Raw genomic sequence first — 25703 nt, forward strand, 5'->3', positions numbered from 1 at the left:
CAACTCAGAACAAAGCGTTTATCCTGCCAATGCTTGTGGCGGCGGAGATACTAGCGCTTCCTGCTGCTTAGCGAAATAGGCCTGTACCTCATCCCAGCCTATTTCCCGCCCCGCTTCCTGATGCAAACGAATCAGGTGTAAGCGCAGAAGATTACGGCCATAGTCCAGGGTGGCAGGACGACTAATATGACGGGGATGCAAACCAGGAGCCTGCAGGCGGCTATATAAACGTAAATAATCCAGCATCCAGTGCTGTTGCTGACGCGCTACGATACGGTAGTGGCCTAGGGGGGCAGGAGTATAGAAGCGCTGGCGCCGCAGTCGAAACAGCGCGTCTTCCGCCGCTTCAGCGGTAGCAAAGGTACGGGGTAAAAAGCTGGCATCCATTACCCATAATGGCGCCCACTCATTACCCACTCGCTGCTCTACCTGATAGGTAGCCATGCTTCCCCCTCTACACTAATGCGCTGCTGACCAGCCTGTTAAGCCTAAGCCTTAATCGGCCAGATGCCAGTTCGTTTGAGCCCATCATTACGCCAAAATAAAAAAGGGAGCCGAAGCTCCCTTTTTCTGCCAGACTTACTGGCCTTTCATTTCCCAGCCAGTCAGTTCGGCCAAGGCCTTACCGATATCAGCCAGAGAACGAACAGTCTTCACACCAGCGTCCTGCAGAGCAGCAAACTTCTCGTCTGCAGTTCCTTTACCGCCGGAGATGATGGCTCCTGCATGGCCCATACGCTTACCGGGAGGTGCAGTTACACCTGCAATGTAAGACACCACAGGCTTGGTCACATTAGCCTTGATAAAGGCTGCTGCTTCTTCCTCAGCGCTACCACCGATTTCACCGATCATCACGATCGCTTCAGTCTGGGGATCGTTCTGGAACAGCTGCAGGATATCAATGAAGTTAGAACCGGGAATGGGGTCACCACCGATACCTACGCAGGTAGACTGACCGAAGCCAGCATCAGTAGTCTGCTTAACCGCTTCATAAGTCAGGGTGCCGGAACGGGATACGATACCGACTTTACCAGGCATATGAATATGGCCAGGCATAATACCGATTTTGCACTCTCCGGGAGTGATCACGCCAGGACAGTTAGGGCCGATCAGACGTACACCCAGCTCGTCGCACTTCACTTTCACTTCCAGCATGTCCAGGGTAGGAATACCTTCAGTGATACAAACGATCAGCTTGATACCGGCATGGGCCGCTTCCAGGATAGAGTCCTTGCAGAAAGGTGCAGGAACATAAATCACAGAGGCTTCAGCGCCAGTAGCAGCAACGGCATCGGCAACGGTATCAAATACCGGCAGACCCAGGTGAGTCTGACCACCTTTACCGGGGGTAACACCACCTACCATCTTGGTACCGTAGGCAAGCGCCTGCTCAGAGTGGAAAGTACCCTGGCTACCGGTGAAACCCTGGCAGATGACTTTGGTGTCTTTATTAATCAAAACGCTCATTATTTACCCTCCGCCGCTTTAACTACCTGCTGAGCAGCATCGGTCAGGCTGGTTGCAGCGATGATGTTCATGCCACTTTCCGCCAGCTTTTGCGCGCCCAGTTCAGCGTTGTTACCTTCCAGACGCACGACAACCGGAATTTTCACCCCTACTTCTTTGACAGCAGCGATGATACCGTCGGCGATCAGGTCGCAGCGAACGATACCGCCGAAAATGTTAACCAGAACAGCTTTAACATTGTCGTCGGACAGAATGATTTTGAATGCTTCAGTTACGCGCTCTTTAGTTGCACCACCACCTACGTCGAGGAAGTTGGCAGGTGCACCACCGTGCAGCTTAACGATGTCCATGGTACCCATGGCCAGACCCGCACCGTTTACCATGCAACCGATGTTACCTTCCAGGGCAACATAGTTCAGCTGCCACTCGGCCGCATGGGCTTCACGCGCATCTTCCTGAGAAGGATCGTGCATCGCCTGCAGCTTGGGCTGACGGTACATAGCGTTCGAGTCGATGTTGATCTTACCATCCAAGCAATGCAGGTTGCCTTGCTCGGTGATAACCAGGGGGTTGATTTCCAGCAGCGCGAAGTCGTAGTCCTGGAACATTTTCGCCAGACCCAGGAACACCTTGGTGAACTGCTTGATCTGGTCACCCTGCAGACCCAGTTTGAAAGCCAACTCACGCGCCTGGTAAGGCTGAGCGCCAGTCAGGGGATCGATGGTGGCTTTCAGGATCTTTTCCGGGGTTTCATGGGCTACTTTCTCGATTTCCACGCCACCCTCAGTGGAGGCCATGAAAACGATACGGCGGCTGGAACGATCTACTACCGCGCCCAGGTACAGTTCCTTAGCGATATCGGTGCAGTTTTCCACCAGAATTTTAGAGACAGGCTGGCCTTTCTCATCAGTCTGGTAAGTCACCAGATTTTTACCCAGCCAATTTGCGGCGAATTCTTTAGCAGCGGCAGGAGAATCGACCAGCTTTACACCACCGGCCTTACCACGGCCACCGGCGTGCACCTGGGCTTTGACCACCCACTTGTCACCACCAATTTTTTGACAGGCTTCTGCAGCCTCCTCCGGGGTATCCACGGCAAAACCCTTGGACACCGGCAGACCGTATTCGGCAAACAATTGTTTTGCCTGGTACTCGTGAAGATTCATGCTTGCTACCGTTGTTGTGCACTGTCCTAGATACAGCAGACTAATGTCTACTACCTGGATTTGCAGAGCAGGCTCTGCGTTCGGCCGCCTCGCGGCGGCCGAAAGGCGCGATTAGCGCTTGCGATTGACGATATGGATGGCGTGGTTGTCCACTGCCAGCGCCGCCTCGTGAACCGCCTCACTCACTGTCGGGTGAGCAAAGACAGTCAGAGCGATATCTTCCGCGCTGGAACCAAACTCCATTGCAATAACCGCCTGGGCAATCAGGTCAGCGGCATGGCCGCCAACGATATGGCATCCCAGAATACGATCAGTTGCTTCGTCCGCAATAATTTTTACGAAACCTTCGGTATCGTTAGCAGCCATAGCACGACCAGAAGCAGCGAAGGGGAATTTACCCACTTTGTACTTCACGCCCTGGGCTTTCAGCTGCTGCTCAGTTTTACCAACCCAAGCCAGTTCAGGATGGGTGTAAATAACTGAGGGAATCAAATCATAGCTCATTTGCGCCTTGTGGCCCTGGATGATGTCAGCCACCATCACACCCTCTTCAGAGGCTTTGTGTGCCAGCATCGGTCCACGCACGATGTCACCGATAGCATAAACACCAGGCACACTGGTACGGCACTGGTCATCAACTTTGATGAAACCACGCTCATCAATCACCACACCTGCATCACCGGCCAACAGACCTTCGGTGTAGGGGCGACGACCAACCGCAACAACCAGCTTGTCGACTACCAGGCTCTGCTCACCATTGCTGTCAGTGTACTTAACGGTCACTTCTTTACCGTTAATTTCAGTACCAGTCACACGAGCACCCAGACGCACGTCCAGACCCTGCTTTTTCATAATCTTCAGGGCTTCTTTGCTCACGTCGACATCGCACAGTGACAGGAAGTCATTCATCGCTTCCAACACAACGACTTCAGAACCCAAGCGACGCCATACAGAACCCAGCTCAAGACCGATAACACCAGCCCCGATCACACCCAAACGCTTAGGCGTTTCAGTGAAATCCAGTGCACCAATGTTGTCGACGATGGTGTCACCGTTGACAGGAGCAGGCGGGATATTCACCGCGACAGAACCAGAGGCCAGGATCACGTTAGCTGCTTCATGCACACTAACCTTGCCATCTTTATCTGTCACTTCGACTTTCTTACCAGCCAGTAACTTGCCGGTTCCCTGCAGCAGGGTCACACCGTTACCCTTGAACAGACCTGCAACGCCCTGAGTCAGGTTTTTAACGATGTTATTCTTACGCTTCACCATAGTGGGAACGTCGATATTGACCTCCCCTACAGAAATACCATGCACATCAAAGGCGTGCTTGGCTTCTTCATACTTATGAGTGGAGTCCAACAGGGCCTTGGAAGGAATACAGCCCACGTTCAGACAGGTACCACCCAGTACAGGCTTACCCTCATCACTGACCCACTTTTCCACGCAGGCAGTTTTCAGACCCAGCTGCGCAGCACGAATAGCCGCTACATATCCGCCGGGACCGGCACCGATGACGATTACGTCAAACTTCTCTGACATCTTCTCATTCCTGTTTGTCTAGTCGTTATGGGTGCTCGCGTTAGATATCCAACAGCATGCGAGCCGGGTCTTCCAGCAGATCCTTGATGGTGACCAGGAACTGTACAGCCTCTTTACCATCGATCAAACGGTGATCGTAGGACAGAGCCAGATACATCATGGGCAGAATCACTACCTGACCATTAACCGCCATCGGACGCTCCTGAATTTTGTGCATACCCAGGATAGCAGTCTGCGGGGGGTTCAGGATGGGGGTAGACATCAGTGAACCAAACACACCACCGTTGGTGATAGTAAAGGTACCACCCTGCATATCTTCCATGCCCAGCTTGCCTTCACGGCCACGCTTAGCGAAATCGTTAATAGTACGCTCAACATCCGCCAAGCCCATGCTGTCAGTATCACGCAGCACGGGTACGACCAGACCACGCTCGGTGGATACGGCTACACCGATATCCTGATAGCCGTGGTAAACAATATCGTTGCCATCAATAGAAGCATTCACCGCAGGGAAACGCTTCAGCGCTTCTGTTGCTGCCTTCACGAAGAAGGACATAAAGCCCAGGCGAACACCGTTATGGCTCTTCTCGAACAGATCCTTGTAACGGCTACGCAGCTCCATAACAGGCTTCATGTTGACTTCGTTATAGGTAGTCAACATGGCAGCACTCTGCTGCGCTTCCACCAAACGCTTAGCGATGGTAGCGCGCAGACGAGTCATGGGAACACGCTTCTCAACCCGCTCACCAGCGGCTACTTCAACAGCAGCAACAGGCGCCGCGGCAGCGGCAGGAGCTGCAGCAGGCTTGTTCTTGAGGTGATTCAGCACGTCTTCTTTGGTAATGCGACCACCCTTACCAGTACCCTTAACGGCAGAGGCAGAGAGGTTGTTTTCATCCAACAGCTTGCGCACTGCAGGACCAAAAGCAGCGTCATCACTGCTCTCTTCTTCTGCGGCAGCAGCAGCCGGAGCGGCCTCAGCAGCAGGAGCAGCGGCAGTTGCAGCAGCGCCAGCTTCAAAAACGGCAATCACCTCTTCGCTCAGAACAGTATCGCCTTCGTTTTTGACAATTTCTTTAATCACACCATCAGCAGGTGCCACTACTTCCAGAACGACTTTGTCGGTCTCGATGTCCACGATCAGCTCATCACGAGCTACGGCTTCGCCGGGCTTCTTGTGCCAAGTGGCTACAGTACCGTCAGCAACGGATTCCGGAAAAGTGGGTGCCTTGATATCGATAGTCATGGCTGTTCCTTTCTATGTTTTACAGCAGGCACACTGCCTGTTACCCATTGATGGCGTCGTTAACTAATTTTTCTTGCTCTTCCAGGTGCACTGAAGTGTAGCCTACTGCCGGCGAAGCGGAGTGAGGACGTCCTACACCAATCAGGTCCTGACCTGGGAAGAGGCGACGAATCACATTACGCATGTGATGCTGTGAGCAATACCAAGCCCCTTGGTTCATAGGCTCTTCCTGGCACCATACGATGGACTCCAGGTTAGGGTATTGGCCCATCACTTCACCCAAATCATCTTCGGGGAAGGGATAGAGCTGCTCAATACGGATGATGGCAACATCATCACGACCTTCCGCATCACGCTTGTTCAGCAGATCGTAGTAGACCTTACCGGAACACATGACCAGACGCTTAACCTTGCTCTTATCCTGCTCAGCCACTTCAGGAATGACTGTCTGGAAGCTGCCATTGGCCAATTCTTCCAAGGAGGATACCGCCTGCTTATGACGCAGCAGACTCTTCGGTGACATAACTACCAGCGGCTTACGCAGCGGACGAATCACCTGACGGCGCAGCATATGGAATACCTGGGCCGGCGTAGTAGGTACGCAAACCTGAATATTGTGCTCAGCACACAACTGCAGGAAACGCTCCAAACGCGCAGAAGAATGCTCAGGCCCCTGCCCTTCATAACCATGAGGCAGCAACATTGTCAGGCCACAGAGGCGGCCCCACTTGGTCTCACCACTGGTAATAAACTGGTCGATTACCACCTGGGCACCGTTGGCGAAATCACCAAACTGGGCTTCCCAGATCACCAGCACGTTAGGCATGGTAGTGGAATAACCGTACTCGAAGGCCAGTACCGCTTCTTCTGACAATAAAGAGTCATGAATAGTAAAGCGTGGCTGATTATCAGAAAGGTTTTGCAGGGCTACATAGGTAGACCCATCTTTCTGATTATGTAGCACCGCATGACGGTGGGAGAAAGTACCACGTCCCACATCCTGACCGGTCAAACGAATAGGATGCCCTTGATGCAGAGAGGATGCATAAGCTAAGAGTTCAGCATGGCCCCAGTTGACCGGCATTGCGCCTGCACTCATCAGACGGCGGTCATCCAACACCTTACCGACTTGGCGCTGCACTACAAAGTTTTCCGGCACCTGGCACAGTTTTTCACCGAGCTCTTGCAGCAACTTAATGTCAACACGGGTATCACACTTAGCGGTCCATTCATGGCCCAGATAAGGTTTCCAGTCGACAAAGAGTGCAGTATTAGGCTCAAGCACCAGTGACTTCACCACATGACGGCCATTGTCTAGCGCATCACGGTACTCGTCTTCCATCTGGCGGCTCTGAGCTTCGTCAATCACCCCTTCCAGAATCAAGCGCTTGGCGTAAATTTCACGGGTAGTGGGATGCTTACGAATTTTTTCGTACATCAACGGCTGAGTAGCACTGGGCTCGTCCGCTTCGTTATGACCACGACGGCGGTAGCAAACCAAGTCAATCACCACATCACGACCAAACTCATTGCGGTAGTCCACCGCCACCTGAGTCACAAAAGCCACAGCTTCGGGGTCATCACCATTAACGTGGAAAATCGGGGCTTCAACAATCTTGGCAACATCGGTGCAGTACTCAGTGGAGCGAGAGTCCAGCGGGTTACTGGTGGTGAAGCCAACCTGGTTGTTGATGATAATGTGAACAGTACCACCAGTACGGTAAGCACGGGTCTGGGACATCTGGAAGGTTTCCATGACCACACCCTGACCGGCGAAAGCTGCATCACCGTGGATAGCAACAGGCACAACCTGTTCACCACGGCTATCGCCACGACGATCCTGACGAGCTCGTACCGATCCCTCAACCACTGGGCTAACAATTTCCAGGTGAGATGGGTTAAAGGCCATGGCCAGGTGAACTTCGCCACCAGGAGTCATCACGTTAGAGGAGAAGCCCTGGTGATATTTAACATCACCCGAACCACTCAGAGAACGCTTACCATCAAACTCTTGGAAGAGTTCAGAAGGATTCTTACCCAGAATATTAATCAGGCAGTTAAGACGACCACGGTGGGCCATCCCTATAACCAGCTCCTTGGCACCTAACTTACCTGAACGCTGAATCAGCTCATCCATCAGGGCAATCAGGGATTCACCACCTTCCAGACCAAAGCGCTTAGCACCGGCATAGCGCGAGCCCAAATATTTCTCCAGGCCTTCCGCTGCTGTCAAACGCTCAAGGATATGCTTGCGGAACTCAGGCTCATACTTAGGACGGCTACGCACAGACTCCAAGCGTTGCTGTAACCACAGACGCTCTTTGGTGTCGACAATGTGCATATACTCTGCACCAACAGTGCTGCAGTAAGTTTGCTTGAGATCAGCAATGATTTCTTTCAGAGGGGCTTCGGCCTTACCGAAGAACAGCGAACCAATCTGGAATACAGTATCCAGATCCGCTTCGGACAATTCATGGTAACGCAAGTCCAGATCGGGCACGGGCTTCCGCTGCTGCAATCCCAGGGGATCGAGATTGGCAACCTGATGGCCACGCATGCGATAGGCTTCGATCAGCTTAAGAACCCGTACCTGCTTACGCTCATGCTCGGTACTAACTGTGCTGGTAGCAACAGGAATAGCACGCTTGCGATTCTTCGAGAGTAACAGGAAATGGTCACGGATTGCGGAGTGCGGAATGTCTTGGCTGACATGCTCGGTATGTCGCGGTAAGCGATCGAACTCCTGCCGCCATTGATCTGGCACAGAATTCGGGTCACGAAGATAGTCTTCGTACATCTGCTCGACGTAGGACACGTTCCCCCCCGACAAATGGGAAGTGCGCCACATCAGCTCCATTATGCTTTCGTGCATCTAGATCACCCTGTATGCGGGGATCTACCTGGCTCCTGGTTCTTTAATGACTCTACGCCCGCTGAACCGAGAGTCGATAGAGGGTTTGCCCCATTCCCCTTAGCTTGGTGGTTACCAGTATTAGCTTGTGCTTGCCAGGCTTGAGCCTGATTCTTTTATAGCAACTACCTATTAGAACTAAAGAGGTAATCACTACGCCTTATTAGGCGACGCGATATTCTACTGAATTTTGCGCCACTTCATAAGCTTTTTATGTAAAACCGACCGGAATTTTCCGGTCGGCGAACACCAGCAGGCTCTTAGGTGGCCTGTTGCAGCAACATGGTGCGAATTTTGCCTATTGCCTTAGTGGGATTAAGTCCCTTCGGACAGACATTGACGCAATTCATGATGCCATGGCAACGGAATACACTGAACGGATCATCCAGTTCTGCCAGACGCTCACGAGTAGCCGTATCACGGCTATCAACCAGGAAGCGATAGGCCTGCAACAAACCGGAAGGACCGATAAACTTGTCTGGATTCCACCAGAAAGATGGGCAAGAGGTTGAGCAGCAAGCACAGAGAATACACTCGTACAGGCCATCCAACTTCTCCCGCTCTTCAGGGGACTGCAAACGTTCAATAGCAGGAGCAGGAGTATTGTTGATCAAGTAAGGCTTGATCTTTTCGTACTGCTGATAGAACTGCGACATATCCACCACCAGGTCACGGATAACCGGCAAACCAGGCAGAGGACGCAGTACCAGACGGTTATTTTCTACGCAGGCTGACAACGGAGTGATACAAGCCAAACCGTTTTTGCCATTGATATTCAAACCATCAGAACCACACACACCCTCGCGGCAGGAGCGGCGGAATGCCAGAGTCGCATCCTGCTCTTTCATCAGGTGCAACACATCCAACACCATCAAATCACGCCCGCCGGTGTTAACTTGAACTTCCTGCATATAGGGCGCATCGTCCGTTTCCGGATTGTAGCGATATACACTGACTTGCAGCATAGTCATGAGCAATACCTCAATATGTTCTAGCTTTGGGCGGGAAGGCCTCAACGGTCTTAGGCGCGAAGTTTACGTCACGCTTACCAACACGCTTGTCTACCGGGAAGAACAACGAGTGCTTCAACCAGTTCTCGTCATCCCGCTCAGGGTAGTCATAACGTGCATGGGCGCCACGGCTTTCCTTACGCGCTTCGGCTGCATAAGCAGTAGCAATAGCGACCTCGTAGAGGTTTTCCAACTCCAGAGCTTCAATACGAGCAGTATTGAAGGCATTGCTCTTATCTGACAGATGCACGTTGTTTACGCGCTCACGCAGATCTTCGAGCATCTTCAAGCCCTTCTGCATATTCTCGCCATCGCGGAACACACCGAAGTACAACTGCATGATGCGCTGCAATTCATTACGAACTTCAACCGCGCTCTCACCAGAAGTAGAGTTATTCAGGCGGTTCAAACGTGCCATTGCACGCTCAATATCAGACTCACTAGCAGCATCAGCATCATAACCGTCCGCTACCAGACGCTCGATGTGCAGACCCGCCGCACGACCAAATACCACCAGGTCAAGCAGAGAGTTACCACCCAAGCGGTTAGCACCGTGAACAGATACGCAAGCCACTTCACCACAGGCAAACAGGCCATCAACAAACACGTCCTGACCGTTGGCATCCTGAGTAATCGCCTGACCACCCACATTGGTGGGCACACCACCCATCATATAGTGACAAGTCGGCACAACAGGAACCGGCTCTTTCACCGGGTCAGCGTGAGCAAAGGTCTTGGACAGTTCACAGATACCTGGCAGACGGCTATGCAGTACCTCTTCGCCCAGGTGATCCAGCTTCAGATAAACGTGATCACCATTGGGACCACAACCACGACCTTCCAGAATCTCCATTACCATGGAGCGAGCCACCACATCGCGGGAAGCCAGGTCTTTGGCGTTAGGAGCATAACGCTCCATAAAGCGCTCACCGTCCTTGTTTACCAGATAACCACCTTCACCACGGCAACCCTCGGTCACCAACACCCCCGCTCCAGCGATACCAGTGGGGTGGAACTGCCACATTTCCATATCCTGCATAGGCAGGCCCAGGCGCAGCGCCATACCCACACCATCGCCGGTATTAATGTGTGCATTGGTAGTGGATTGATAGATGCGACCCGCACCACCAGTCGCCAATACGGTTGCCAACGCTTTAATGTAAACGACTTCACCGGTCTCGATGCAGATAGCGATGACACCCACTACCGCGCCTTTCTGGTTAGTCACCAGATCTACCGCATACCACTCGTTAAAGAAAGTCGTACCACCCTTCAGGTTAGCCTGATAAAGAGTATGCAACAGCGCATGTCCAGTACGGTCAGCTGCCGCACAAGTACGCGCAGCCTGGCCGCCACGTCCAAAGTCTTTGGACTGACCACCAAAAGGACGCTGATAAATACGACCTGTCTCAGTACGGGAGAACGGCAGTCCCATATGATCCAATTCAAAAACTGCCTGAGGACCTACAGAGCACATATACTCAATCGCGTCCTGGTCACCGATATAGTCAGACCCCTTAACGGTGTCATACATGTGCCAGCGCCAATCATCATTCGGATCAGCACTCGCGATAGCGCAGGTAATACCACCCTGAGCAGATACCGTATGAGAACGGGTCGGAAACACCTTAGTCACACAGGCAGTCTTCAAGCCCGACTGGGTCAGTTGCAGCGCCGCACGCATACCGGCACCGCCACCACCAACTACAATTGCATCAAAATTGATAGTACGTAGATTTGTCATCGCTTACAGACCCCACAGTACCTGAATACCCCAAACCACATAAACAAACATCAGGGTGCCGCATACCGCCTGAAACAAAAAGCGGATACCAGTGGGCTTGATGTAGTCCGTGGAAACCTGCCACATACCAATCCAGGCATGAGCACCAATTGAGAGCAGGGCTAACAGGCTATAAATGCGCACCCAAGTTTGAGCAAAGAAAGCCTGCCACTGGGCAAAAGTCAGCTCCGGATTCAACATCAGGTAACCAACAATAAAAAGGGTGTAAGACAGCAGCACTACCGCAGTAATACGCTGCATCATCCAGTCATAAAGGCCGCTACGACCAAAACTTGTAATAGTCGTTACCATATCCAAATCCCCGCGATCAAAGCCAACACCACACCCGCACCCAAAGTGACCTTAGCGGCCAAGGTGCCAGACTCCAGCTCTTCGGCGTAGCCGAAATCCTGCAGCAAGTGTTTGATGCCCGCGGCACAGTGATAAAAGAGTGCGGCCAACAGACCCCAAGCAATCAGCTTGGCGAAAAAGCTGTCACGCAAAATAGCGGAGATATCGTTAAACCCCTGTTCTGATTCCAGCGATACATCGAACGCATACATCATGAACACCAACCCCAAGAACAGACCTACGCCTGTTACTCGGTGCAGGATCGACGATACGGCAGGCAAGGGAAGCTTGATGGTCGTCAGATCAAGGTTGACTGGTCGTTTTTTGTTCACGGCTCTCTACACCTTATGACTGCCTTTCCGGCAGGATTATTAAGGGAAGCGCTAAGCACTTGATACGAAAACTGATTATGCGGCATTGCGCACTTGCACAACCTGGAGTTTTCGGCGGGACAGTATAGTCAGTTGCCCCTCCCTTGACAACGCAACCATAGCTGCTACCCATTATCCAATAGTGTTATCAGGCCAAGTATCCATGAGGCTTCGCGCAGCATTTAGCATGACTTTATGGGCACAAAAATTGTCGACACAAGAGCTGATCAAAATCCATACAACTCATATTGAAACTCAATCCAAGCCACACTAATAAAGGATTAATACTCGCTCTGTCCTGAGCGTCCATATAGCTTTTGTCTAAGACTGCTGACAATTGACAAAGGTTTTTTTGCCAATATAGTGGGGACGTCCTTAGCATCAGGGCCGCTCAGACAATGCAACCGGCCCGCACCTTTATAGTGCACTCCGCCGGTGATGAGTCCAACATAATAGATAGGAGCCACCGATGGCTGACAAAAAAGCGTATCTAAAAATCGATGGTCTGGATGAAACCATAGAATTGCCTGTTCTTGCCGGCACTATGGGGCCAGATGTCGTCGATGTACGGGGCTTAACTGCGCAAGGGTTGTTCACCTACGACCCTGGCTTCATGTCGACTGCCTCCTGCGAATCGCAAATTACCTACATCGATGGCGACAAAGGCGTATTGCTGCACCGCGGCTATCCAATTGATCAGCTGGCTGAGCATTCCGACTATATGGAAGTCTGCTACCTGCTGATGTACGGCGAACTACCCAATGCCGAACAGAAAGCTGACTTTATTGCCACTGTTAAAAAGCACACCATGGTGCACGAGCAGCTGAGCTTCTTCTATCGCGGTTTCCGCCGTGACGCTCACCCGATGGCCATCATGTGTGGCGTAGTCGGCGCCCTATCCGCCTTCTACCACGACTCATTGGATATCAACGATCCGACTCACCGTGAAATCGCAGCTTTCCGCTTGATTTCCAAGATGCCGACCCTGGCCGCCATGTGTTACAAGTACTCCACTGGCCAGCCCTTTATGTTCCCCCGCAACGATCTGAACTATGCGGAAAACTTCCTGCATATGATGTTCGCTACTCCTTGCGAGGAATATAAACCCAACCCAGTCTTCTCCAAGGCAATGGATCGCATCTTCCTGCTCCATGCCGATCACGAGCAGAACGCTTCCACTTCTACCGTTCGCCTGGCTGGCTCTTCCGGTGCCAACCCCTTCGCCTGTATTGCCTCTGGTATTGCAGCCCTGTGGGGACCGGCACACGGTGGTGCTAACGAAGCCGTATTGAGCATGCTGGAAGAAATCGGTGACGAATCCCGTATTCCCGAGTTTATTGACCGCGCCAAAGATAAAGACGATCCCTTCCGCCTGATGGGCTTTGGTCACCGGGTTTACAAGAACTTCGATCCGCGCGCCAAGGTAATGAAGCAGACCTGTGACGAAGTACTGTCCCAGCTCGGCAAACAAGATGATCCCTTACTGAAAATCGCCAAACGCTTGGAGCAGATCGCCATCGAAGACCCCTACTTCGCTGAGCGCAAACTCTACCCCAACGTCGATTTCTATTCCGGCATCATCCTGAAAGCGATCGGCATTCCCACCAATATGTTTACCGTGATTTTCGCCCTGTCACGCACTATTGGCTGGATCGCCCATTGGCACGAGCATCACTCTTCTCCAAATCGCATCGGCCGTCCGCGTCAGCTGTACACCGGCGCTACCCAGCGCGACTATCCGAAAAAGTAATGCCACGCCAATATCTTGACTGATATTGCGCTGCCACCAGACCGCCTTCGGGCGGTTTGGTTTTTTCTGGGGCCAAGCCCCGCTATAATGCCCGCCTTTATTTTGTTATGAACCACCGAGCGGCCACCATGGACCTCAGCAAATCCCAAATCACCAACCTCAACAAACTACAAAAGCGTCTGCTGCGCTCGATGGGTCAAGCCATCCATGACTTCAATATGATTGAAGATGGCGACCGCATCATGGTTTGCCTGTCTGGCGGTAAAGACAGCTACACCCTGCTAGAGCTGCTGCTAACCCTGCAAAAGTATGCGCCGATTAAGTACGAACTGATCGCGGTCAACCTGGATCAAAAACAGCCCGGCTTTCCCGAGCACATCCTCCCCGACTACCTCAGTGGGCTGGGTATCCAATACCGCATTGTTGAAGAAGACACCTACAGTATCGTTAAAGAAAAAATCCCCGAAGGAAAAACCACCTGTTCGCTCTGTTCACGCTTGCGCCGTGGCATTCTTTACCGCACTGCCACCGAGCTGGGTGCCACCAAAATCGCCCTGGGCCACCATCGCGACGACATTATTGAAACCCTGTTCCTCAATATGTTCTTTGGCGGCAAGATGAAAGGCATGCCCCCTAAGCTGGTAAGTGATGATGGCCAGCAAATGGTGATTCGCCCCCTGGCATACTGCCGTGAAAAAGACATCAGCAAGTTTGCCAAGCTAAAAGAGTTTCCCATTATTCCCTGTAACCTCTGCGGCTCCCAGGACAACCTGCAACGTCAGGCCACCAAAGAAATGTTGCAGGACTGGGACAAACGCTTCCCTGGCCGGATTGAGAACATTTTCCGCGCCATGTGTCATGTGGTGCCCTCCCACTTGGCCGACACCAAACTCTTTGACTTTGCCAATCTGATCGCCGACGGCACACCACGCCAAGACGGCGACATGGCCTTTGACCCTCCCAGCTTCCCGCGCCAGGATGCAGGCGGCAACCCGGTTGACAGCCTCACCATGGTGCAGACTCTCAACCTGCAATAGACCACAACAAAAACGGCAGCCGAAGCTGCCGTTTTTGTTTCTGCCCAAGCCTTAGCTCAGCAATGCTGCCACCTGAGCAATGTTGGCCTCCAACTCCGCCTCTGTTGGCGCAGTCAAGGTAATGTGGCCGATTTTACGTCCCTCACGGGGTGCCTTACCGTAGTCATGCCAATGAGCGCCCGCCACCTGCAACACCTCATCACGTTGCGGGAAAGTCCCAATAATGTTCAGCATGGCCACCGGCCCCAGCACCCGGGTACTGCCCAACGGTAATCCGCTCACTGCCCGTACATGGTTCTCAAACTGACTGGTTTCAGCCCCTTCAATTGTCCAGTGCCCTGAGTTGTGCACCCGTGGTGCAAACTCATTGGCCAACAACTGATCGCCGACCTGAAACAGCTCCAGCGCCAATACGCCGACATAGTTCAGCTCATCCAGTAGGCGCTTGGCATAGTCCTGCGCCTGGGCCGTCATCACATCCTCTGCCCGCGCCCGGGAAAGATGCAGAATCCCCTGCCGATGTTCATTTTCAGTCAGCGGGTAAAACGCCACATCGCCGCCACGTCCCCGCACCGCCACCACGGAAACCTCACGACTAAAGGGCACGAAAGCCTCCGCAATCAGAGGCACACCACCCAAACTTTTCCAGGCCGCATCAATATCAGCAACCGCTTTAACAACAAACTGACCTTTACCGTCATAGCCAAAACGGCGGGTTTTCAGCACCAGGGGCAAACCCAACTGCTCTACGGCTTGGCGCAGATCCGCCAGCGAGCTCACCGCCATAAAGCCAGGGGTCTGGATACCTAAACGCTGAAACAGACTCTTTTCCGTCAAGCGATCCTGAGTAGCAGCCAAGGCTTCAGCCGTGGGGTAGACCGGCACATGACGCTCTAAAAAGCGTGCGCTATCCAAGGACACATTTTCAAATTCAAAGGTGACGCAATCCACCGCATTGGCAAAGGCTTCTAACTGACGCTCATCATCATAGGAAGCACAATACAGCTCCCCCACCTGCCCCGCACAGGCTTCCGCACTGGGATCAAAGAACACATAACGCTGTCCCAACGGGTAGCCCGCCAATGCCAACATCCGGGCCAGTTGGCCGCCACCAAGAATACCTAACTTCACACTGCCTCCCGCGGGTCTGGCTGAGCCAGGACGGTATCGGTTTGATTCTGACGGAATTGTTCCAGTGCCTCGGCGAACTGTGGGTACTTGTTACCCAGGATGCTGGCTGCAAGCAAAGCCGCATTGCTGGCCCCCGCCTTGCCAATGGCCAGGGTTCCCACCGGAATACCCGCTGGCATCTGTACGATGGACAACAGTGAGTCCATCCCACTCAGCGCTTTGGACTGGACAGGCACCCCCAACACCGGCAATGCGGTTTTGGCCGCTACCATCCCCGGCAAGTGCGCTGCGCCGCCGGCACCCGCAATAATGACTTCAATACCGCGCTCTTTGGCACTCGCGGCATAATCGAATAACAGATCAGGAGTACGGTGAGCGGATACGACCCGCACTTCGTGGGGCACGCCCAGTTGCTCAAGCAGCGATGCCGCGTTTGACATGGTCTCCCAATCGGACTTGGAGCCCATAATGATGCCAACCAGAGGTTTCATAGCCTTCATTCTTCTGCTGGGTTGCTAACCAGGTAGTCCGCCCACTGAAATCGCAGCGGCACCCTATCCTGCCAAGCGCGCTATTGTAACTCAGATACCAATGATTGCAGCGGCTTTTTCCGCTCTTTTAGCTGTGCAGCGCTTCTATTTCTTGTCCGCTTGTTCTAGAATGCCGCGCGCCCTCATCCTTTATTGTTTATTTTTTAATCACCGCCCATGCATACCCATCTCCGTACACGTCAACGCTATGTGTTCGACTGGTGTCTCGCCAGGCAGTGTTCCTATGCCTCTTTTTTGAGTGGCAGCCTTTCCCTGTTAAAAATCCCGCCTATGCGCCGCATTCGTAGCAGCGCTTCCAAGCCTAATGAATGGCTATTCGGCCGGGATCATGCTCTCTGCCTTACCCCCTCGATTCAATACACGCATTAATTCCGGTACAGCACAACAACGCGCCCTTTTGCAGGGGGCGCCCCTTTGGATGCCCGTCAGCATCCGTTTAGTGATTGAATTTAGGTGAATTATGAAACAACGAGCACATGCGTGGATGGGGCTGGTTGAAGGCTCTTTCCTAATGGCATTGGGCGTGCTTTTTTTGCAGGCGACCAGCGTCCCGACGGGGGGGATTACCGGGGTGACCCTGATCCTTGATCGCCTGTTACCAGGGATCAGCTTTGGCACCCTGTATTTTCTGCTTAATCTGCCTTTTTATCTGTTGGCTGTGTGGGAAAAAGGTTGGCAGTTCACCCTGCGCACCCTGATTGCCGTCACCCTGCTATCGGTCTTTACCGATCTGCTCAGCCATAACGTGCAACTGCAGTTGCAGTACCCGCTCTGGGGGGCCCTCGCCAGTGGTGCGCTGCTGGCCTTCGGTATCATTACCCTGTTCCAGCACAATGCCTCCTCCGGCGGCTTTACCATCCTGGTACTCTGGTTGGAAAAACGCATTGGCTTAAACCGCGGCCTGACCCTGTTGGTCATTGATGGCATGACCGTCGGCACAGCGCTGTTTTTATTTGGCTTTGAACAAGCCAGCAACGCCCTGCTGGTAATCATTCTGATGGGATCGATTATCGGCCGCTACAAACCCAATGGGCAGACCCCGCAAGGGCCTGCCAAGTTGGAAAGTCCGGCGGTTAAGGCCCAGGCAACGGCAAAGCACTGAGCGCCGTTAACTGTTGCCACATTTCGGCAAACTGCGGCTCCTGCGCCAGCTGCCATTGCTCCTGCAGAATTTGCTGCAAAATTGCATCCGTGGTGAGCGGGTTAGCGAGCACGACCCGGAATACCAGGGTATCCAGGCGCTGATAACGCTCTGGATTAAGCTGGGTACGGGATACAAATGCCCGTCCCCGCTCCCGCTGGGTCTTTTGTAACTGACGGGTCAACCGATTCAGCAAGAGGTTGGCCTGCCGCCGCGCCTCTGGATCGGCCCCTTGCAACCAATGCTGCAATGCCTGCGGGCATAAGCGATACGTCAAAATATTCAGTACCGGCTCACTGATCAATTCAAAGTGGCTATCCGCCTTGATCAGATTGGCGAAGGCCTTGGCTCGTTCGATGCCACTATTGACCAACAGTTCGTAACCTTGTCGCCCCAGAATATGTAGACCTGAATGCACCAGCAGAGCCATCCCAGGACGAGAGCCCTCCAAGGTGCTGCTGCCTAAATCACGGGACCCCTTGCGAATAATGTACTGGGCATGGTGCACAATGGCTTGCTGCGCCTGGGGGTCTTTAAACAACACCATACCCGCCCCCATAGGCACATACATTTGCTTATGGGCATCGATGGTCACCGAGTCAGCCTGCTCAATCCCTGCCAACAGATGACGATAGCGATTTGAGAACAGCGTCGGGCCACCCCAGGCAGCATCAACATGCAGATAAGCAGCGTACTCCTTGGCGACTGCTGCCAAGGCCTGCAGATCATCGACGCTACCCGTCTCGGTTGCACCTGCTACTCCGACAATCGCCATAATCCGCATGTTTTGCTGTTTCAGCTGCTGGCAGCGTTGACGCAAAGCAGCAATATCAATTCGATTTGCCCCATCAGTGGGGATAGCAATCAGATCATCACGCCCCATCCCCAGCACATCCACCGCCTTACTCAGGGAGTAATGGCCGCGCTCTGATACCAGCACCACCGCCCCTTCATCGCCATAGTGACGCAGCGCCCGCAACCAACCCTCACGGGCAATACCACGAAAGCCCGGACGCGGCCCATAAACACGATTACGCGCGACCCAGAGCGCAGTGATATTGGCAACGGTGCCACCCGAGCAAAATGCCCCCAGATGGCCGTCCGGGTTATGCATCCATTGCTCATAGAATGCATCATCCTGCTCATAGATCAGGCCATGTAGCATCCCTAATACCTGACGCTCCAGCGGGGTAAAAGCCTTGGAGGTTTCGGTCTTAACCAGGTTCTGGTTGAGGGCAATCATAATTTTGGACAGGGGCAACATGAAATACGGCAGTGCCGAGGTCATGTGACCAATAAAACTGGGAGCAGCGGTGTGCACCGAGTGGGCCACCAGCTTCTCTAATAAGAACTCGACCTGCTCCGCCACAAAACGCGGCTGCTCCGGCAAACGACTCTCAGCAAAGTCCTGCTCCACCTCAGCCAGGTCTTTCTCCACAGCCACAATACGTTCACGCAAAAAACCGGCGAGATTTTCAGAAATCTCCCGGTCCAAACGCATCAGGGTCGAATCAGCCCCTTCAGGCAGGGTGAAAATACGCTCCAGGTTGGCCAGACTGGCCTCCGCGTGTTTATCGATGCTGTTGCCTTGCTTTGCACTCATCGCTCTATCCCAGCAGTCCCATCAAGCCAGGGGCACCCCCAGGATATCCCCGGCAGCTCCCGCCGCGGCATTGTAACCTGTCCCTAACTAAGGAAATACCCCAAGCCCAGCAGCAACACTGCGTAGCGCACCCCCTTGCCCAACAGGATCCAGAATGCGCAACGCCCCCAAGGCAAACCTAACCAACCCGCCGCCAGCGGCAAGGCATCCCCCACTAAGGGTAACCACGACCAGAACAAGGCGTAATGTCCATAACGCTGCAGCCAGTTGACTGCCTGCTGCTGCCACCGCGACAGCTGGGCAGGTTGTTGACGCTGACGCATCACCCCCCAAGCCAAACCACGCCCCATTGCCAGGGTAATCAGGCTACCCAGACTGTTGCCCAGGGTAGCGGCCAACCAACCCTGCCACCACTGCTCCGGCGCTTGCTGCAACCACGCCACCAAGGCAATTTCTGAGCCGCCGGGCAACAGAGTCGCGGCTAACATCGCCGTCACAAACAGCCCTAATAAACCCAGGCTCACAGCCCATCCTCAGGCACTGCCCGCAGACAACGCAGTTCACCGAAGGGAAAACGTCCATCAAAGTGTTGAAACGCCCGCTGCAACACTGCGCCCTGGCCATCTTGCTCCAGCTGCTGCAACACCTCACGCACCTCACGCAACTGCCAACTGGGCCACTCCAACACCTCGGTAATACGCAAGGCCCCGGCCTTAATAGCCGCTGCCAAATCAGCATAGATACGGTTTTCGGGTAAGACTCGCTGCTTGGCAATCTGCCCAGGCTCCATCCCAACGCGGAACAGCGCCAGGGTTTCATGGGTATCAGCCGTCAGCCTGGAGTCCTGCCCATCCTGCTGCTGATACAAACGCAACAATGCTAACCAGCTGCCTGCATACAAGCGCAAGCGTTCCTGATTCATACCGGGCAGACGCGCCAGCTGTGTCTCATTTTGTGGGCGGTGCTCCAACATGGCCATCAGAGTGGCATCGGTACAGATTTGATAAGGCGGCAGATTTTGCCGCTCCGCCAGTTCACGCCGTTGCCGCTGCAGCGCTTCCCAAAGTACACGCTGCTGGCCACTGACCCGCAAACGTAAGCGATTGGCCTGATAGCCTTCGTCCTGCCCCTCTTCCCGCAGCCACAGTGTCTGCTCGGCCCGTAACAACGGGCGACAGGCCTCCGTCAAACTGAGCAGCTGGTAGTCATCCCCCTGCCAGTCTAACAATCCCTTCGCCATCAACTGGCGATAGAGTCGCTTCCATTGACTGGCGGTTAACTCCCGCCCTTGGGCAAAGGTGCTCAATTGGGTGAACCCATGTGCCCGTACACTCAGGCTGCTCTTGCCAAGCAGCACCTCCACCTGAGTGGCGACGCCTCCCTGTCCCCGGGTGTGGTATACCGTCGACAACGCCTTGCGTGCTGCCTCGGTCGCATCCCAGCGAGCAGGAGGGTGGAGACAGTTATCGCAATTGCCACAGGGCTCAATCTGCTCGCCAAAATAGTGCAACAGCTGCTGACGACGGCAGCTGGCCTCCTCGCAGAACTGCAGCATGGCCTCCAGCCGACGCAGCTCCAACTGACGCCGCTCCGGACTCAAGTTGGATTCCGCCAAGCGCTTGCGCGCCAAGAGCACATCCTGCAAGCCATACAGCATCCAGGCATCCGCCGGACGGCCATCCCGTCCTGCACGCCCACTCTCCTGATAATAGGCCTCCAAACTACGCGGCATATCCATGTGGGCAACAAAGCGCACATCGGGTTTATCGATCCCCATGCCAAACGCCAGAGTCGCCACCATCAACCCTTCACCCGCTGCTAAAAAGGCGGCCTGATTAGCCTCCCGCTGAGGGTGCGGCATGCCCGCATGGTACGCCCAGGCCGCATAGCCTTGTGCTTGCAAAAAACCCTGCAACTCTTCGACTTTTTTACGTGAGCCACAATAAATAATGCCGGGATGATGGGGATGCTCACGGCGAATAAACTGCAATAGCTGCTGCTTTCCCCCTTGTTTGGCATGCACCCGGTAACGAATATTGGGCCGATCAAAGCTGGACACCAGACAATGCTGCAACTGCAGTTGGCTGATTATTTCCTGCTGAGTTTGCGGGTCTGCGGTGGCCGTCAATGCCAGGCGCGGCACCTGCGGAAAGCGCTGCACCAGCTGGCACAACTGTCGATACTCCGGACGGAAGTCATGCCCCCATTGAGACAGGCAGTGCGCCTCATCGATGGCGAACAGCGCCAAAGGGGAACGCTCTAGCAGCTCCAGCATCGAGCCAAGCAATAAGCGTTCCGGCGAGATATAGAGCAAATCCAACAGCCCCTGGCGTACCTGCTGCAGAATCTGGCTGTGGGCCTCTGCTTCCAGCCCCTGGTGCACACAGGCCGCCCGCACTCCCAAGCGCTGTAAATTAGCCACCTGATCCTGCATTAAAGCAATCAAGGGGGAAACCACCACTGCCACTCCGGGCAAAATCAGTGCCGGCAGCTGGTAACACAGTGACTTGCCACCGCCGGTGGGCATCAGCACCAGGCTGGACTGCCCCGCCAGTAACGCGCGGATAGCCGCCTCCTGCTGACCAATAAAATGGTCATAGCCGTACAGCTGCTTGAGTAATGTGCGTGCCTGTTCAATCATGGGGGCGCATTATCCGCGAAAGCCATACAGGTGTCATCGGCTGGCAGCTGAGTTACAATGCAGCCCCCTTGTAGAGGATTGACAGATGAACCAGCCCCTAGCCCATCCCCTGAGCGATGAAGAGTTCGAGCAACTCGAAGATTTTCTGTTTTCTCCTGCGGTCTCCGAGGAAGCGCTGGACTACATTGGCATCCACGGTTTACTGACTGCCGTTGCCATCTGCCCCAAGCCAATCAGCCGTGAAACCTGGCTAGAGGCGATCTTTACCGAAGAGCCGGGCTGGGAAAGTGAAGAACAGAAAAGCCTGATCATCAGCCTGCTAGAGCGTGAGCTGACAACCCTCAAGGCCGAACTGGAAGGTGAAGAACCGCTGGAACTACCCTGCGACCTGACCCTGGATGATGAAGAAGGCTTGCTGACCAGCTGGGCCCAGGCCTTTATGGAAGGGGTTTATCTGGACGAAGCCGCCTGGTTTGACGAACACGAAAGTGAAGTCGCTGAACTGATGCTGCCGATCATGCTGGCATCCGATCTGTTTGAAGACCCCGATCTGCGCGCCATCCGCAAGAATGCCAAGATGACTCAGCAGTTCTGTGACGAAATCCCCGACCTGCTCACCGACCTGTATCTGTTGTTCCGCGCACCAGCGGAAAACAAAGGGGGCAAAAATGGTCGCCCAGGTCCGCGAGTGAACTAATCTCGCGCTATGACCTAATGCAAAAGGCCCGTTAAGGGCCTTTTGCATATCTACTCCAACACGGCTCAGCTCAGCGTACCCTGAGCCTAATAATGGGGGAGCCTAGCAGTGGACACTTAGGCCTTTGGCCCCCGGCCACTACGCTCAAACGCATCCCACAGATCGTCCTCACCCTCATCTTCGAGCCAATCGATCTCGTCTTCATGCTTGGCCATGACCTGATCGAAGTACTCCAGCTCCGCCTCATCCACTTTGCGGCCTTGCTGCATACGCTTGAGGATCGACATTAAACGCTGGTCTTTCTCTGCACCGGGGAAGGGTGGCTCCACCACCAGCTCAGGTTGTGCAGGCTGCGCTTTTGTTTGCGGCTTAGCCTCCACCTCCGCCACATTGGCCTGAGGTTTAAGCATCTCTTTACCCGCCTGCAGACGCTGCAGGTTCTGCAAAACCCGACTGCTGCGCGGTGTATTGGACGAGGCAGCAGGAGCCGAGCGGCCAGATAATTGCACCTGATCTTCTTCCCCATCCTGCTCGTCAACAAAACGCTGATACACCGATTTCACTTTTTTATTGCGCGCCAGCCAACGATCCCGGTACAGCTTCTTCAGCTCGGGATTAGCATCCCGACGTACCGGTTTGAGTGCCTTGGCTTCTTTCTTCGCTTTACCAGGGGACAGGCGCTCTGCCCCACCGGTACGTTTCTTCTTATCACGACTCATTATCAGACTCCTGCTCTTGCAGTGCAGCCGCCTGGGCCGCTTCTTCCGCCAGCTTGGTCTCCCACTCTGCAACTGTGTCCAGAGTAATGCGACCCAAGTGACCGGCGCGTAATTCTTGAATTAATAGTTCAGAGGCCTGGTGTAACTCCACCACCCCACCTGCACGCAGACATCCACGCTTACGACCGATGTCTTCCACCAGGGTCAGATCATCCTCAGCTAACGTCTTTAACTTATAACGCTGTAACAAGGCATCCGGGTAGCGGCGGCGTAGTAAACCAGCCAAATACAATGCCACTTCCTCGTAAGCCATCGCGGTATCCCGTACCGCACCGCTGGCCGCCAAACGATAAGAGGCATCAACATCTTCAATCTTCGGCCACAGCATACCGGGGGTATCCGACAGCGCCATACCTTCCTTCAGCAACACCCGTTGCTGCGCCCGGGTAACAGCAGGCTCATTGCCTACCTTAGCGATTTTACGACCAAACAGAGTATTGATGATGGTGGACTTACCCACGTTGGGAATCCCCATGATCATCGCCCGCACATTGCGGCCAGACTCTGCCCGAATCGGGAACAGGCTCTTACAGAGCTCCGGTAGGCGCTTCAACGCCTTGGGCTGCTCCATACACACATCCAATGCCGTGACATTATCCTGTTGGCGAAACCAGTTAACCCACTGCTCTGTATGGGCAGGGTCGGCCAGGTCGCTCTTATTCAGCAACTTGATCACCGGCTTGCCCTGGCACAGCTTGGCCACCATGGGGTTAGCACTGGAATAGGGTAAGCGGGCATCCAACACCTCAATTACCACATCAATTTCCGGCATCGCCTTGGCAATTTCCTTGCGCGCCTTATGCATGTGGCCGGGAAACCATTGAATACTCACACTCACCTCTCTTATCTGCAATTCAGCCACCGCCTGGCCACTGACCAAGCCTTTGACCAAAGTGCCAGCATTTAGCTTAAAAGCGACATCAAGCCCATTCTAAGCTGACAGCCCCACCCCAGCGGTCTAGAGTTAACAAGGTTAACCCAGCTGCCTCAGGGGCCGAGCATTATATACGCCCTCCCCCTGTTCAGAAAGGAGTTGTCTTATGGAGTGGATTCTCAGTGTCATGGCCGAAGACCGTCCCGGCCTACTCGAGCGTATCGCCCGCTGCGTGCAAAATCATCAAGGGAACTGGGAAGAGAGCAGCCTCGCCCGCCTGGCAGGTCGTTTTGCTGGCATTATCCGCATCACCTTACCGGAAAGTCAGGGGGATGCCCTCCGCCATGCTCTGCTCGATTTGGTCGAGTATGGATTGCAGGTGCAAATTCAACCCGGTAGCAGCCAGCCCCTACCTAACCGCCGTAAAGTGTTTCTCGATCTGTTAGGTCAGGACCAACCAGGTATCGTTAAGGAAATCACCACGATTCTCGCCGCCCTGGAAGTCAATATTGAAAAGCTGGATACCCAGGTGGAAAGCGGCAGTATGTCTGGCGAGTTAATGTTCCGCGCCCTGGCCCGCCTCAGTGTACCGGATGAGCTGGATCTGGATGTGCTCAAATCCAACCTTGAAGCTATCGCTAATGACTTAATGGTGGACATTAGCCTGCGTCAAGACTAATCACTACAGCGCGGCACGCTGCCGCGCTGCTCTCCCCTTCACTTAGGACAGCACATAATACTGACCTAGCAGCTGTTCGACCTGCTCCACTAGAGCCACCCCCTGCTGCAAAGCAAAACCATCCTCACTCAGCTCGGCCTGGCCGGTCAGACCATCGACTGCTCCCGCCTGCTGCATCCGCTGCGCTTCGTGCTGTAAGTCAAATACCTCATGTAAGAAGCGGCCTTGCAGAGCCATCAACCAGGCTGCCAGTACATAACCCGCCCAATTCGACACCGTTGCTGGAATCAACTCCGTACAACCCGTCACGCAGGGGGTAATGGGCAAAGAAGCTAAGGCCTGGTTCACCTTACCCATACCAATTTCATTACCGCCATCACCAATGGCAATCACCGGACACTCCGCCTCACGCACTAACCAATCAAGCTCTGCTACCCGACCACTTAGACACTGCCCGCGCATACTGTAATAGTGACCATCCGCCGCCATCCCGACTCGCTCAATAGCCAGCAACAGGGCAGGTGAATGGGTCGTTAAAAGTTGCATTGCCAATGACTGACTCGCTTCCCGCCCCATAATCGGGAACTCGGTACAGGGCAACAGCTCCTGCATATAGGCAAACAATGGCCGTGAGCAAAGTAAACGACAGGGGCGTTTAGCAGCCTGCAAAGCACGAGCCAGCGCCAACGCACCCAGGGGGCCATCATTTTCAAAAGTATCCCCCACCGGAAATCCGGACAGCAGCCATACCTCTCCCTGCGCATGGACCAGATGGTTGAGGCTGCGGGCTAAATAGCCCGGCTCCAGACTAGCGGCCACCTGCTCCATCCCACGTTTGCCTTGCTGTAACAGCAGGGACTCCAAACCTAATCCCAACTGCCAGGAGGACGTGTCAGGCGACACACTACGCCAATGTTGTGTACTCATACTTTTTTTACTCTTGATTACCCCTATTAACATGCTGACCACT

Annotated in this window: 23 protein-coding genes; 5 read left to right on the forward strand and 18 right to left on the reverse strand. The window is 54.0% G+C overall.

Annotated features, from left to right (window positions below; genetic code table 11):
• Positions 1-18: 18 nt before the first annotated feature.
• The 10 genes from Q334_RS0111580 to sdhC all read right to left on the reverse strand — a co-directional run bounded on the left by Q334_RS0111580 (position 19) and on the right by sdhC (position 11811).
• On the reverse strand, positions 19-444 hold the full coding sequence (locus Q334_RS0111580; RefSeq protein WP_027313351.1) for a hypothetical protein: 426 nt from the start codon (positions 442-444) through the stop codon (positions 19-21).
• Positions 445-579: 135 nt separating this feature from the next.
• Entirely contained in the window at positions 580-1467 is an 888-nt protein-coding gene (gene sucD / locus Q334_RS0111585; RefSeq protein ID WP_027313352.1) for a succinate--CoA ligase subunit alpha, read from the reverse strand.
• A complete protein-coding gene (sucC, locus tag Q334_RS0111590; protein ID WP_027313353.1) occupies positions 1467-2633 on the reverse strand; it encodes an ADP-forming succinate--CoA ligase subunit beta in 1167 nt (388 codons plus the stop codon). The genes sucD and sucC overlap by 1 nt, the downstream gene beginning before the upstream one ends.
• A gap of 111 nt (positions 2634-2744) precedes the next feature.
• Positions 2745-4178 carry a dihydrolipoyl dehydrogenase gene (lpdA, locus tag Q334_RS0111595; protein ID WP_027313354.1) on the reverse strand — a complete coding sequence of 478 codons (1434 nt, stop codon included), beginning with the start codon at positions 4176-4178 and terminating at the stop codon, positions 2745-2747.
• Between the two features lie 40 nt (positions 4179-4218).
• Positions 4219-5424 carry a 2-oxoglutarate dehydrogenase complex dihydrolipoyllysine-residue succinyltransferase gene (gene odhB / locus Q334_RS0111600; RefSeq protein ID WP_027313355.1) on the reverse strand — a complete coding sequence of 402 codons (1206 nt, stop codon included), beginning with the start codon at positions 5422-5424 and terminating at the stop codon, positions 4219-4221.
• A 40-nt stretch (positions 5425-5464) separates the two neighbouring features.
• Complete coding sequence (locus tag Q334_RS0111605) at positions 5465-8296, reverse strand: 2-oxoglutarate dehydrogenase E1 component (RefSeq protein WP_027313356.1); 2832 nt, start codon at positions 8294-8296, stop codon at positions 5465-5467.
• 299 nt (positions 8297-8595) lie between these two features.
• On the reverse strand, positions 8596-9306 hold the full coding sequence (locus Q334_RS0111610; RefSeq protein ID WP_035461366.1) for a succinate dehydrogenase iron-sulfur subunit: 711 nt from the start codon (positions 9304-9306) through the stop codon (positions 8596-8598).
• A 10-nt stretch (positions 9307-9316) separates the two neighbouring features.
• Positions 9317-11089, reverse strand: a complete 1773-nt coding sequence (gene sdhA / locus Q334_RS0111615; RefSeq protein ID WP_027313358.1) for a succinate dehydrogenase flavoprotein subunit — start codon at positions 11087-11089, stop codon at positions 9317-9319.
• A gap of 3 nt (positions 11090-11092) precedes the next feature.
• Positions 11093-11440: a succinate dehydrogenase, hydrophobic membrane anchor protein gene (gene sdhD / locus Q334_RS0111620; RefSeq protein ID WP_027313359.1), complete on the reverse strand. Its 348-nt coding sequence runs from the start codon at positions 11438-11440 to the stop codon at positions 11093-11095.
• Positions 11434-11811 (reverse strand): succinate dehydrogenase, cytochrome b556 subunit, encoded by a 378-nt coding sequence (gene sdhC / locus Q334_RS0111625; RefSeq protein WP_027313360.1) that lies wholly within the window; start codon positions 11809-11811, stop codon positions 11434-11436. Before sdhC ends, sdhD begins: the two co-directional genes overlap by 7 nt.
• 508 nt (positions 11812-12319) lie before the next feature.
• Between sdhC and gltA the strand changes: the two genes are divergently transcribed.
• On the forward strand, positions 12320-13600 hold the full coding sequence (gene gltA, locus Q334_RS0111630; RefSeq protein ID WP_027313361.1) for a citrate synthase: 1281 nt from the start codon (positions 12320-12322) through the stop codon (positions 13598-13600).
• Positions 13601-13728: 128 nt separating this feature from the next.
• Positions 13729-14637, forward strand: a complete 909-nt coding sequence (gene ttcA, locus Q334_RS0111635; protein ID WP_035461368.1) for a tRNA 2-thiocytidine(32) synthetase TtcA — start codon at positions 13729-13731, stop codon at positions 14635-14637.
• A 51-nt stretch (positions 14638-14688) separates the two neighbouring features.
• Here ttcA and Q334_RS0111640 read toward each other — a convergent pair whose 3' ends face one another.
• Positions 14689-15768: a 5-(carboxyamino)imidazole ribonucleotide synthase gene (locus Q334_RS0111640; RefSeq protein ID WP_027313363.1), complete on the reverse strand. Its 1080-nt coding sequence runs from the start codon at positions 15766-15768 to the stop codon at positions 14689-14691.
• The gene (gene purE, locus Q334_RS0111645; protein ID WP_027313364.1) at positions 15765-16259 is read right to left on the reverse strand and encodes a 5-(carboxyamino)imidazole ribonucleotide mutase; all 495 of its coding nucleotides are present in this window, start codon (positions 16257-16259) and stop codon (positions 15765-15767) included. Before purE ends, Q334_RS0111640 begins: the two co-directional genes overlap by 4 nt.
• A gap of 520 nt (positions 16260-16779) precedes the next feature.
• Here purE and Q334_RS18950 point away from each other — a divergent pair.
• The gene (locus Q334_RS18950; protein WP_051527749.1) at positions 16780-17421 is read left to right on the forward strand and encodes a YitT family protein; all 642 of its coding nucleotides are present in this window, start codon (positions 16780-16782) and stop codon (positions 17419-17421) included.
• Here the strand turns inward: Q334_RS18950 and panP are convergent.
• From panP to recQ, 3 genes are all read right to left on the reverse strand, one after another.
• Entirely contained in the window at positions 17393-19063 is a 1671-nt protein-coding gene (gene panP, locus Q334_RS0111655) for a pyridoxal-dependent aspartate 1-decarboxylase PanP (protein ID WP_027313365.1), read from the reverse strand. The genes Q334_RS18950 and panP overlap by 29 nt on opposite strands.
• An 83-nt stretch (positions 19064-19146) precedes the next feature.
• Positions 19147-19587: a YqaA family protein gene (locus Q334_RS0111660; RefSeq protein ID WP_027313366.1), complete on the reverse strand. Its 441-nt coding sequence runs from the start codon at positions 19585-19587 to the stop codon at positions 19147-19149.
• Complete coding sequence (recQ, locus tag Q334_RS0111665) at positions 19584-21704, reverse strand: DNA helicase RecQ (RefSeq protein ID WP_027313367.1); 2121 nt, start codon at positions 21702-21704, stop codon at positions 19584-19586. The genes Q334_RS0111660 and recQ overlap by 4 nt, the downstream gene beginning before the upstream one ends.
• An 85-nt stretch (positions 21705-21789) precedes the next feature.
• On the opposite strand from recQ, the gene Q334_RS18955 reads away from it, so the two are divergent.
• On the forward strand, positions 21790-22401 hold the full coding sequence (locus Q334_RS18955; protein ID WP_051527750.1) for a YecA/YgfB family protein: 612 nt from the start codon (positions 21790-21792) through the stop codon (positions 22399-22401).
• 116 nt (positions 22402-22517) lie between these two features.
• Here the strand turns inward: Q334_RS18955 and Q334_RS0111675 are convergent, their stop codons facing one another.
• On the reverse strand, positions 22518-23120 hold the full coding sequence (locus Q334_RS0111675; protein WP_027313368.1) for a hypothetical protein: 603 nt from the start codon (positions 23118-23120) through the stop codon (positions 22518-22520).
• A complete protein-coding gene (gene ylqF, locus Q334_RS0111680) occupies positions 23110-24012 on the reverse strand; it encodes a ribosome biogenesis GTPase YlqF (RefSeq protein WP_027313369.1) in 903 nt (300 codons plus the stop codon). Before ylqF ends, Q334_RS0111675 begins: the two co-directional genes overlap by 11 nt.
• A 208-nt stretch (positions 24013-24220) precedes the next feature.
• Between ylqF and Q334_RS0111685 the strand changes: the two genes are divergently transcribed.
• On the forward strand, positions 24221-24733 hold the full coding sequence (locus Q334_RS0111685) for a glycine cleavage system protein R (RefSeq protein WP_027313370.1): 513 nt from the start codon (positions 24221-24223) through the stop codon (positions 24731-24733).
• Between the two features lie 42 nt (positions 24734-24775).
• Here Q334_RS0111685 and Q334_RS18960 read toward each other — a convergent pair whose 3' ends face one another.
• Positions 24776-25660 carry a glutamate cyclase domain-containing protein gene (locus tag Q334_RS18960; protein WP_051527751.1) on the reverse strand — a complete coding sequence of 295 codons (885 nt, stop codon included), beginning with the start codon at positions 25658-25660 and terminating at the stop codon, positions 24776-24778.
• Between the last annotated feature and the right edge of the window lie 43 nt (positions 25661-25703).

Source organism: Balneatrix alpica DSM 16621 (genome assembly GCF_000619885.1).
In the GTDB taxonomy this organism is placed as follows: Bacteria; Pseudomonadota; Gammaproteobacteria; order Pseudomonadales; family Balneatricaceae; genus Balneatrix; species Balneatrix alpica.

What these genes read in the sequence shown, in the direction of transcription:
- Q334_RS0111580 (WP_027313351.1), bottom strand. Translation starts at nt 444, where the DNA reads ATGGCTACCTATCAGGTAGAGCAGCGAGTGGGTAATGAGTGGGCGCCA.
- sucD (WP_027313352.1), bottom strand. Translation starts at nt 1,467, where the DNA reads ATGAGCGTTTTGATTAATAAAGACACCAAAGTCATCTGCCAGGGTTTC.
- sucC (WP_027313353.1), bottom strand. Translation starts at nt 2,633, where the DNA reads ATGAATCTTCACGAGTACCAGGCAAAACAATTGTTTGCCGAATACGGT.
- lpdA (WP_027313354.1), bottom strand. Translation starts at nt 4,178, where the DNA reads ATGTCAGAGAAGTTTGACGTAATCGTCATCGGTGCCGGTCCCGGCGGA.
- odhB (WP_027313355.1), bottom strand. Translation starts at nt 5,424, where the DNA reads ATGACTATCGATATCAAGGCACCCACTTTTCCGGAATCCGTTGCTGAC.
- Q334_RS0111605 (WP_027313356.1), bottom strand. Translation starts at nt 8,296, where the DNA reads ATGCACGAAAGCATAATGGAGCTGATGTGGCGCACTTCCCATTTGTCG.
- Q334_RS0111610 (WP_035461366.1), bottom strand. Translation starts at nt 9,306, where the DNA reads ATGACTATGCTGCAAGTCAGTGTATATCGCTACAATCCGGAAACGGAC.
- sdhA (WP_027313358.1), bottom strand. Translation starts at nt 11,089, where the DNA reads ATGACAAATCTACGTACTATCAATTTTGATGCAATTGTAGTTGGTGGT.
- sdhD (WP_027313359.1), bottom strand. Translation starts at nt 11,440, where the DNA reads ATGGTAACGACTATTACAAGTTTTGGTCGTAGCGGCCTTTATGACTGG.
- gltA (WP_027313361.1), top strand. Translation starts at nt 12,320, where the DNA reads ATGGCTGACAAAAAAGCGTATCTAAAAATCGATGGTCTGGATGAAACC.
- ttcA (WP_035461368.1), top strand. Translation starts at nt 13,729, where the DNA reads ATGGACCTCAGCAAATCCCAAATCACCAACCTCAACAAACTACAAAAG.
- purE (WP_027313364.1), bottom strand. Translation starts at nt 16,259, where the DNA reads ATGAAACCTCTGGTTGGCATCATTATGGGCTCCAAGTCCGATTGGGAG.
- Q334_RS18950 (WP_051527749.1), top strand. Translation starts at nt 16,780, where the DNA reads ATGAAACAACGAGCACATGCGTGGATGGGGCTGGTTGAAGGCTCTTTC.
- panP (WP_027313365.1), bottom strand. Translation starts at nt 19,063, where the DNA reads ATGAGTGCAAAGCAAGGCAACAGCATCGATAAACACGCGGAGGCCAGT.
- recQ (WP_027313367.1), bottom strand. Translation starts at nt 21,704, where the DNA reads ATGATTGAACAGGCACGCACATTACTCAAGCAGCTGTACGGCTATGAC.
- Q334_RS18955 (WP_051527750.1), top strand. Translation starts at nt 21,790, where the DNA reads ATGAACCAGCCCCTAGCCCATCCCCTGAGCGATGAAGAGTTCGAGCAA.
- Q334_RS0111675 (WP_027313368.1), bottom strand. Translation starts at nt 23,120, where the DNA reads ATGAGTCGTGATAAGAAGAAACGTACCGGTGGGGCAGAGCGCCTGTCC.
- Q334_RS0111685 (WP_027313370.1), top strand. Translation starts at nt 24,221, where the DNA reads ATGGAGTGGATTCTCAGTGTCATGGCCGAAGACCGTCCCGGCCTACTC.
- Q334_RS18960 (WP_051527751.1), bottom strand. Translation starts at nt 25,660, where the DNA reads ATGAGTACACAACATTGGCGTAGTGTGTCGCCTGACACGTCCTCCTGG.